The sequence below is a fragment of the Streptomyces sp. NPDC004788 genome, from assembly GCF_053601115.1.
In genome coordinates, this window is sequence record NZ_JBSGBF010000030.1 from 72,285 (window position 1) to 81,275 (window position 8,991).

Annotated in this window: 10 protein-coding genes and 3 tRNA genes; 11 read left to right on the forward strand and 2 right to left on the reverse strand. The window is 71.5% G+C overall.

Translation table 11 applies throughout. From position 1 onward, the window contains the following. Positions 1-54: 54 nt before the first annotated feature. From ACWEJX_RS16095 to ACWEJX_RS16125, 7 genes are all read left to right on the forward strand, one after another. A complete protein-coding gene (locus tag ACWEJX_RS16095; protein WP_451608066.1) occupies positions 55-345 on the forward strand; it encodes a hypothetical protein in 291 nt (96 codons plus the stop codon). Positions 346-428: 83 nt separating this feature from the next. After that, positions 429-587, forward strand: coding sequence for a hypothetical protein (locus ACWEJX_RS16100; protein ID WP_451608067.1), 159 nt, complete (start codon positions 429-431; stop codon positions 585-587). 53 nt (positions 588-640) lie between these two features. Beyond that, complete coding sequence (gene nadD / locus ACWEJX_RS16105; protein ID WP_403792983.1) at positions 641-1,261, forward strand: nicotinate-nucleotide adenylyltransferase; 621 nt, start codon at positions 641-643, stop codon at positions 1,259-1,261. Positions 1,262-1,280: 19 nt separating this feature from the next. Continuing rightward, entirely contained in the window at positions 1,281-3,008 is a 1,728-nt protein-coding gene (locus tag ACWEJX_RS16110) for an LCP family protein (RefSeq protein ID WP_451608068.1), read from the forward strand. A gap of 80 nt (positions 3,009-3,088) precedes the next feature. Next, on the forward strand, positions 3,089-3,526 hold the full coding sequence (gene rsfS / locus ACWEJX_RS16115) for a ribosome silencing factor (protein ID WP_403792986.1): 438 nt from the start codon (positions 3,089-3,091) through the stop codon (positions 3,524-3,526). Beyond that, the gene (locus ACWEJX_RS16120; RefSeq protein ID WP_451608072.1) at positions 3,523-4,176 is read left to right on the forward strand and encodes a histidine phosphatase family protein; all 654 of its coding nucleotides are present in this window, start codon (positions 3,523-3,525) and stop codon (positions 4,174-4,176) included. Before rsfS ends, ACWEJX_RS16120 begins: the two co-directional genes overlap by 4 nt. A gap of 95 nt (positions 4,177-4,271) precedes the next feature. Then, positions 4,272-4,344: transfer RNA gene (locus ACWEJX_RS16125), tRNA-Ala, on the forward strand. Positions 4,345-4,437: 93 nt separating this feature from the next. Here the strand turns inward: ACWEJX_RS16125 and ACWEJX_RS16130 are convergent. After that, entirely contained in the window at positions 4,438-5,301 is an 864-nt protein-coding gene (locus ACWEJX_RS16130) for a helix-turn-helix transcriptional regulator (protein WP_451608069.1), read from the reverse strand. Between the two features lie 101 nt (positions 5,302-5,402). Here ACWEJX_RS16130 and ACWEJX_RS16135 point away from each other — a divergent pair, with 101 nt between their 5' ends. After that, the gene (locus tag ACWEJX_RS16135) at positions 5,403-6,836 is read left to right on the forward strand and encodes an MFS transporter (protein WP_451608070.1); all 1,434 of its coding nucleotides are present in this window, start codon (positions 5,403-5,405) and stop codon (positions 6,834-6,836) included. Between the two features lie 188 nt (positions 6,837-7,024). Next, on the forward strand, positions 7,025-7,258 hold the full coding sequence (locus ACWEJX_RS16140; protein ID WP_265862737.1) for a hypothetical protein: 234 nt from the start codon (positions 7,025-7,027) through the stop codon (positions 7,256-7,258). Here the strand turns inward: ACWEJX_RS16140 and ACWEJX_RS16145 are convergent. Beyond that, a complete protein-coding gene (locus tag ACWEJX_RS16145) occupies positions 7,237-8,634 on the reverse strand; it encodes a glycosyltransferase 87 family protein (protein WP_451608071.1) in 1,398 nt (465 codons plus the stop codon). The two genes, ACWEJX_RS16140 and ACWEJX_RS16145, sit on opposite strands and share 22 nt — an antisense overlap. Before the next feature lie 121 nt (positions 8,635-8,755). Here ACWEJX_RS16145 and ACWEJX_RS16150 point away from each other — a divergent pair. Both ACWEJX_RS16150 and ACWEJX_RS16155 read left to right on the forward strand, forming a co-directional pair. Further along, positions 8,756-8,828: transfer RNA gene (locus ACWEJX_RS16150), tRNA-Ala, on the forward strand. A gap of 14 nt (positions 8,829-8,842) precedes the next feature. Next, positions 8,843-8,915, forward strand: a tRNA-Ala gene (locus ACWEJX_RS16155). Positions 8,916-8,991: the final 76 nt, after the last annotated feature.

Below are 8,991 nucleotides of genomic sequence, written 5' to 3' on the forward strand. Positions count from 1 at the left end.
TGCCGGAGCCTGTGGATAACTCGGGCACTGTGGACAACCGAGGAGCACGACACCATGACGGACACCGCGACCACCGCCGTCGCCTCCCTGCTCGCCGCCGCCTCCACGCAGGGGCCGGGCGACACGCTGCGGATCGTGCTGCTCGTCTCGATGGTCGGCGGCGCCCTGCTCGCCTGGTTCCTGGTGCGCGGCTACGGCAAGGGCGCCGAGGACTCCGAAGCACCCGAGGCGTCCGGGGCAGAGGCCGCGGGCCGGGCCGAGGCCCCGGCCGGTGAGGTCGCGGAAGGCGGGTCGCGGGCAGCCGCGACGCGCGCCGAGAACGGTCCCGGTGACGCCAACGCCTGAGTCGGCGTGAGCGCTCGGCGACGCGCCGCATACGATGTGCGCGAAGTCTCCGCTCCCATCCCCGATCGAAGGTCCTGCCGAAGATGAGCCTCCACGCCACCGCCGCCAACCTGGTCACGCTCGCCGAGGGTGCCGAAGGCGGCAACCACGAAAGCCTCAACCCGTTCGTCACGGGTGGCGGCGCCCTGCTCGCGCTCCTTCTGCTGCTGTGGATCACCACCCGCTTCAACCGCGACCGCTGAGCCGGGAGGCCGCTGATCCGGCGTCCGCCGCCGTGCCAGTAGGCTCTGCACGCATGGGAGAGCAGGAAATGCCTACTGGCGGTCGCGGCAAACGCCGACTCGGCGTGATGGGCGGAACGTTTGACCCGATCCATCACGGACACCTGGTGGCCGCCAGTGAGGTGGCCGCCCTGTTCCACCTCGACGAGGTGGTGTTCGTGCCGACCGGAGAGCCGTGGCAGAAGAGCCACAAGGCCGTCTCGCCGGCCGAGGACCGCTATCTGATGACGGTCATCGCCACCGCGTCCAACCCGCAGTTCTCCGTCAGCCGCATCGACATCGACCGAGGCGGCGCGACGTACACCATCGACACGCTGCGGGACCTGCGCGACCTCAACACGGACTCGGACCTCTTCTTCATCACCGGTGCCGACGCCCTGTCCCAGATCCTCACCTGGCGCGACGCCGAGGAACTGTTCGCGCTCGCGCACTTCATCGGCGTCACCCGCCCCGGTCACGACCTCACCGACGACGGCCTGCCCAAGGGCGGGGTGTCGCTGGTCGAGGTCCCCGCGCTCGCCATCTCCTCCACGGACTGCCGGGCGAGGGTCGCACAGGGCGACCCGGTCTGGTATCTGGTCCCGGACGGTGTGGTGCGCTACATCGACAAGCGCCAGTTGTACCGCGGCGAGTGAGCCTCGGGGAGGGCCACCGGTGAACGATCAGCAGAACCCGTACGACCCGTACTACCAGCAGCCGCAGATCATCGGCTACGACGCGTACGGGCAGCCGGTGTACCAGCAGCAGGTCCCGCAGCAGCACTACGAGTACGACCAGTACGACCCTTACGGACAGCAGCACCAGCAGCAGCCGCAGGCCCCCCGGCCGCCGGCGCAGCAGCCCCCGGCGCAGCCCCAGGGCTACGGCTACGACCCGTACGGACAGCAGCAGCCGCAGTACGACCCGTACGCCGCGCAGCCCCCCGCGTACGACTACACCTCCTACGACGCCACCGGCCAGACCGGGCAGCAGTGGGCCGTCCAGACCGAGCCCGCGCCCGCGCCGCAGACCCCTCACGTCCCGCCGCAGGCCCCCGCCCCGGCTCCGGCCCAGGAGCGGGCGTCCGCCGCGCCCGCGCCCGTGCCCGGGCAGCGCCCGGCGCCGGACGACGCCGGCCGCGCGTACCGCACCGAGCAGTTCTCGTTCATCGAGGAGCCCGACGAGGACTCCGAGGACGTCATCGACTGGCTGAAGTTCACCGAGAGCCGGTCCGAGCGCCGCGAGGAGGCCCGTCGGCGCGGCCGCAACCGCGTCGTCGCCCTCGTCGTCGTCCTCGCGCTCGCCGTCGTCGGCGGCGTCGGCTGGCTCTGGTCGGCCGGCAAGCTCCCCGGCACGTCCAGCGGCACGCAGCAGCAGAACACCGCCACCGGGCCGCAGCAGCGCGACACCATCGTCGTCCACCTGCACAACACCAAGGGCGGCGGCACCTCCACCGCCCTCCTCGTGGACAACACCACCACCAAGCAGGGCACCACCGTCCTGCTCCCCAACTCGCTCGCCGTCGCCGACGACGAGGGCTCCACCACCACGCTCGCCAAGTCCGTCGAGGACGACGGCTCCAGCGGCACCCGCGAGGCCATCGGGAACCTCCTCGGCGCCAAGATCACCGGTACCTGGCGGCTCGACACCCCGTACCTGGAGAACCTCGTCGAGCTGGTCAGCGACATCGACATCACCACCGACACCGACGTGCCCGGCGAGAAGCCCGGCGCCGAGCCGCTGGTCAGGAAGGGCGAGAACCAGACCCTCAACGGCCGCGCCGCCGTCGCCTACGCCACCTACCGGGCGCCCGGCGAGGCCGAGGCCAAGCAGCTCCAGCGGTTCGGCCAGGTGATGTACGGGGTGCTGCGGAAGATCTCCGACGACCCCAAGGCCGCCACGATGACGATCGAGACCCTCGCCCAGATCCTCGACCCGTCGCTGCCCGAGAAGGACCTCGGCGCCTCCCTCGCCAAGCTCGCCGAGCACGCCAAGGTCGGCGACTACAAGACCGCCCTGCTGCCCGTCGAGCCCGACGGCTCGCTCAGCGAGGCCACCAGCGACAGCGTCGTCAAGGACATCCTCGGCGGCAAGGTCAGCGCTCCCGACCAGGGCGGCGCCACCCGGGTCGCGATCCGCGACGCCACCGGCAAGGAAGCCACCGAGGCGGCCCGCGTCGTCCTGATCAACGGCGGCTACGCCGTGGTCGGCGGCACCAAGGCCGACACCGAGGAGAAGTCCCAGGTCCTCTACGCCGACGACGGCCAGAAGGCGACCGCCGTGGAGGTCGCCAAGACCCTCGGCCTGCCCCTCGGCTCCGTCACCAAGGGCAAGCCCACCGGGAACGCCCAGGTCACGGTCGTGCTCGGCGGTGACTACAAGATCCCCGGCACCAAGCAGTGACCCTCCGATAATCGTTTTCGGGACCGTCGGCGGTACATGAGACCCTTGAGGTGACTCAGACCGCCGACGAAAGCCTGCTTGTGACCGCCACGGATCGCTCCATCGAGCTCGTCAACGCCGCCGCCCAGGCGGCGGCCGACCGGCTCGCTCACGACATCATCGCGTACGACGTCAGCGACGTGCTGTCGATCACCGACGCCTTCCTGCTCGCCTCCGCGCCCAACGACCGCCAGGTCAAGTCGATCGTCGACGAGATCGAGGAGCGGCTCCTCAAGGAGCTCGGCGCCAAGCCGGTGCGCCGCGAGGGCGACCGCGACGCCCGCTGGATCCTCCTCGACTACGTCGACATCGTCGTCCACGTCCAGCACAGCGAGGAGCGCGTCTTCTACGCCCTGGAGCGGCTGTGGAAGGACTGCCCCGAGCTGCCGCTTCCCGAGGACGCGCTGAAGACGCGCGGCAAGGCCGAGGAGCACGCCCGGCTGACCGGCGCCGACGGAGCGGACGGTGAGCTGAGCTGACCAGCGGCAAGGGCGGCACCGGCCGCCGCATCGTGTTGTGGCGCCACGGCCAGACCTCCTGGAACCTGGAGCGCCGCTTCCAGGGCTCCACGGACATCGAGCTGACCGACACCGGCGTCGCCCAGGCGCGCCGGGCCGCCCGGCTGCTCGCCGCGCTGAAGCCGGACGCCATCGTCTCCTCGGACCTCAAGCGGGCGGCCGCCACGGCCGCCGAGCTGTCCGCCCTCACCGGTCACACCGTCGCCCTCGACTCCGGGCTCCGCGAGACCTACGCGGGGGAGTGGCAGGGCCTGACGCACGACGAGATCACCGCGCGGTACGGCGAGCAGTACGCCGCCTGGAAGCGCGGCGAGCCGGTGCGCCGGGGCGGCGGCGAGCTGGAGACCGAGGTGGCCGACCGGGCCGCCCCGGTGGTCCTGGAGCACGCCGACAAGCTGCCCGAGGACGGCACGCTCGTCGTGGTCAGCCACGGCGGCACGATCCGCACCACGATCGGCCGGCTGCTCGACCTGGAGGCCCGGCACTGGGAGTCCCTGGGCGGCCTCTCCAACTGCTGCTGGTCCGTCCTCGGCGAGGGCGCGCGTGGCTGGCGCCTCCTGGAGCACAACGCCGGCACGCTGCCCGAGCCCGTCCTCGGCGACGACACCTGAGCCCTGGCGTGTGGCCTGCCGGATCCGATTTCACTTTCCGGCAGGTCACAGGCTAGAGTTCATCTTGTTCGCAGCGCGGAGCGCGAAGAACGCGCGGGGCTATAGCTCAGTTGGTAGAGCGCCTGCATGGCATGCAGGAGGTCAGGAGTTCAATTCTCCTTAGCTCCACAATCACCGGATCCCGTCCCCAGCAGGGGGCGGGATCCGTCGTTTCCCCCTCCGGTCCAGCCCTGGTCCTGCCCGGGTCGGGTCGTCGGCCCGTCACTTCTCCTTCAGCAGCAGGTCGATGGCCCGTCGGCTCTCCTCGTCCTTGGGCAGGTAGGTGATGATCCGGCACTCCGGCATCCCGTTGATCGACAGCGACACCGAGGTCATCCGTATCTCGCCCACCCGCTGGTGCCGGAAGGTCTTCACCCGGGTGCCCGGAGGCACCACGTCGCCGCTGCGCCACAGCTCCGTGAAGTACGGGCTCGCCTCGCACAGCAGCCGCACGAGCGACTCCCAGGCCGGCTCGCCCACATGGCGTCCGTACGCCCCGCGCAGCTGGGCCACCATCACCGGCAGCTCCTGCCGCTTGTCGACCACCGGGCACTTGTCCTCGGGCATGGTGAACAGGGTCCACAGCACGTTGCGCACACCGAGCGGACCCGTCCAGGGCCTGCCGTCCTCCCGCAGGAACAGCAGGTCGTACACGGCGTTGGTGGCCAGCACGTCGTACCGCGCGTTGTAGACCACGGCCGGCTGCGGCACCAGGGCGTCCAGGACGCCCTGGATCTCCGGGCTGACCGCCAGCACGTGCTCGGCCGCGGCCTCGGGCTCGTACGGCACCTCGGCGAGGTGGTACAGGTGCTCGCGCTCCGGCCGGTCGAGCCGCAGCGTACGGGCCACGGCGTCGAGGACCTGCGGCGAGGCGTTGATCGGCCGCCCCTGCTCCAGCCAGGTGTACCAGGTCACTCCGACACCGGAGAGCTGCGCCACCTCCTCGCGCCGCAGCCCCGGCGTGCGCCGCCTCAGGCCCGGCGGCATGCCCACGTCCGCGGGCGTCACCCGCGCCCGCCGGCTGCGCAGGAACGCCGCCAGCTCCGGCCTGCGCCGGGTCTCACTCGGTGCTGCCACAGTCGTCACGCCCCCATGGTCGAGTCCCCGCACCGCCGTTGCCAGGTGCTGTCGGTACCAGCATCGACGGGCTCTCGTTACCCGTATCGGGTCGGCGCCACGCTCTTCCCATGACGACGACCACCACACGTCCCGTACTCAGTAAAGACCCCGCCACCGACAATCGCCCCGGTGCGCTGCTCGGCGCCGTGCTCGCCGCCCAGTTCATGGCCCTGCTCGACGTCTTCATCGTCAACGTCGCAGCCCCCACCATCCGTACCGAACTCGCCGCCACCGGCGCCGGGATCCAGCTCGTCGTCGCGGGATACACCATCGCCTACGCGGTGTTGCTGATCACCGGCGCACGGCTCGGCGACCGGCTCGGCCACCGGCGCGTCCACCTCGCCGGGCTCGCACTCTTCACCGCCGCCTCGCTCGCCTGCGGACTGGCCGCCGACACCGGCCAGTTGATCGCCTTCCGGGTCGTCCAGGGCGCCGGATCGGCCCTGATGATCCCTCAGGTGCTCAGTCTCATCCAGCGCAACTTCACCGGCGAGGCCCGGGTCCGCGCGCTCGGCGTCTACTCCGCCGTCCTCGCCACCGGCGCGGCGGCCGGCCAGGTCTTCGGCGGCGTCCTCGTCAGCGCCGACCTGTTCGGCACCGGCTGGCGCCCGGTCTTCCTGGTCAACGTGCCCATCGGAGCCGTCCTGCTGGCCCTCGGCCGCAAGGTGCTGCCGCGCGACGCGGGCACCGGGGCCGAGCGGGCCCGCTCCCTCGACCTGTCCGGACTGCTGCTGCTCGCGGGCTCCGTCACGCTCCTCACCGTCCCGCTCGTCCTCGGCCAGGAGAAGGGCTGGCCGCTGTGGACCTGGCTGTCGTTCGGCGGCGCGCTGCTCCTGTTCGCCGCTTTCGGCGCGTACGAGGCCCGGCTGGCCCGGCGCGGCGGCGCCCCGCTCATCGCACCCCGGGTGCTGCGCGCCCCCGGCATCGGCCGGGCCGTCGTGCGGATCGCCGTCGCGACGGGCGTCAACGCGGGGTTCCTGTTCCTCCTCACCCTGCACCTCCAGGGCGGGCTCGGGCACAGCGCCCTGCGCACCGGCCTCACCTTCGCGCCGACCGCCGCCGTCTTCGGGCTGGTCGGTCTCACCTGGCGGCGCTGGCCGGCCCGGCTGCAGCCCTTCCTGGTGACCGGCGGCTTCCTCCTCACGGCCGTCTCCTCGGCCGGCGTGGGCGCCGTCCTGAAGGACGGCGGCGCGGGCGGCTGGGCGCTCTACCCGGCCCTGTGCGCCATGGGCGCGGGCCTCGCACTGGCCTTCAGCCCGGTCCTGACCGGCGCGCTCGCGACCGTACGGCCCGCGGACGCCGCCGACGCCAGCGGACTGCTCGCCACCGTCACCCAGCTCGGCCAGCTGATCGGCGTCGCCGCTTTCGGCGCGCTCTTCCTGGGCAGGATCACCGGGCCGGGGGCGCACATGTCCGCCGACGCGCTCTGGGTGTGCACCCTCGCGCTGGCCGCGGCGGCGGTCCTGGGGGCATCGGCGAGCCTGCTCCGCCGACGACGCTGACCCCCTTGCGGGGCCATGGCAGAATCGGACCGCCGGAGGGGAAGAGGGTCCGGACGGGAGGGAGCGCGCATGGCCGTGGACGGTGCCGAGGAGATCGCAGCCGATGCCGTCGCGGATTCCGCCCCAGGACCATGGACACCACTCCTCGCAGGGGCGGCGTGTGCCGCGACCGTGACGGGAGCCGAGTGATGGGCGCGCACCGGCGGAAGTGCGACTGGTGTGGCAGCGGGACGCCCATCGTCCGCGACATGGACCCCGTGAACCCCTCGTTCCAGTACTGGTGCGAGGAGTGCGCGCGGGCGCTGATCATAAAAGGCGACCCCATCGAGACCTACCGCGAACTCGAGGGGGAGCCGATCTACGGTCGGCTCCTCGACGAGCACTGCACCCTGAAGCGGTTCTACTCCTTCGCGACGGCCTGAACGGTCCGAGCGGGCCGAGCGGCCTGAGGGGCCTGGGGCTCGCGCGTCTCGTGCGTCTCCTGGGCGTCCTGGGCCTCCCGCGTCTCGTCCCGGGGGTGCGGGACCGCGGTCGGGAGGGCCTCGTTCCGCGCCCGCCGCAGCGACAGCGCGTAGCCGGCGAAGACCGCGAGCGCCGTCAGCGGGTAGACCGCCGAGAGCAGCATCTGGCCCGCGTTCTGCTCCAGTTCGGGCCGGCCCGGGTCGTGCGGCACCCACCACAGCGCGAACGAGGCGAAGGCCAGGGCCACCGCCGCCGTCACCGGCCACGCGCGCGTGCAGCGCTCGTACAACAGGATCAGCAGGGGCACGGCCCACACCCAGTGGTGCGACCACGAGATCGGGCTGATCATCAGCGCCGTGAACGCGGTGATCACCACGGCCACCGCGCGGTCGCCGCGCACCGCCGCCCGTACCGCGAGCACCATCGCCGCACCGCCGAGCAGCACGGCCGCGGCCACCCACCACAGGCCCGGCGCGTCGGTGTGCATCAGCCGGGCCAGGACGCCGCTGAGGGACTGGTTGGCCGTCTCCTCGGTGTGGCCGACCCGGCCCGTCTCGAACAGCGTCCGCGTCCAGAACGTCCTCGATGCGGCCGGCAGCGCCACGGCCATCACCAGCGTCGTCGCCAGGAACACACCGGTCGCCGTCAGCGCCGTACGCAGCCACGCGTTCACGCCCCGGCCCGAACCGGCGCCCGCGGCACGGTCCCGCCGCCACAGCAGCAGCCCGGCGGCGAACAGCAGGACCACGAAGAGACCAGGGGTGAGCTTCACGGCCGTGGCGAGTCCGATGCCCAGGCCCGCCCAGCGGCTGCCGCGGCTCCCCTCGCGGCGGGTCAGGTCCCACAGCACCGCCACCGCTATCAGCAGGTTGATCTGCCCGTACCGCAGCGTCGTCCACACCGGTTCGCACCACACGACGACCGCGGCGATCCACAGTGTCGTGCGCCACAGGTCGGCGCGCGCGCCGGGACGGGCGAGCGCCGGGCGGACCAGCTGGAGCGACAGCTGTACCAGGGCCACCACGAGGAGCAGGTTCCCGGCGGTGTTCAGCGTCCGCATCAGGGGCACGCCCACCAGCGTCAGCGGCAGGAACAGCACGGCCGCGAACGGCGGATAGGTCATGGCGAGGTTCGCCGAGGTGGCGCGCATCGCGTACAGGTCGCCGCCGGCCCGCAGGGTCTCGGCCTCCGCGCGGTAGACCATCACATCCAGCATGTTCACGTGGGCGAGGCGTTGCGCCACCCAGAACGCGGTGAACGAGAGCAGACAGACCGCCGCGGCGGTGACCAAAGGCCACGGCCGGGCGCGGGTGGGGGAGGGCGCGGAGACGGACACAGGTGGCGACCCTACCCGCCCGTCCGGAGCGGCCCCGGATACGGATTTGGCGATCGGCCGGGCGGCCGGTTACTGTTCTTTCCGTCGCCGCACGGGAGACCGGGCCGACACAACTAAACAAGGGGCTATAGCTCAGTTGGTAGAGCGCTTGCATGGCATGCAAGAGGTCAGGAGTTCAATTCTCCTTAGCTCCACAGAACCCGTACAAGGGGCTATAGCTCAGTTGGTAGAGCGCCTGCATGGCATGCAGGAGGTCAGGAGTTCAATTCTCCTTAGCTCCACAAAAGGGAAGCGGGGCAAACCAATAGGATTGCCACCATGTTATTGTTATATAAGCGGGTGGTATTTTTCAAGACC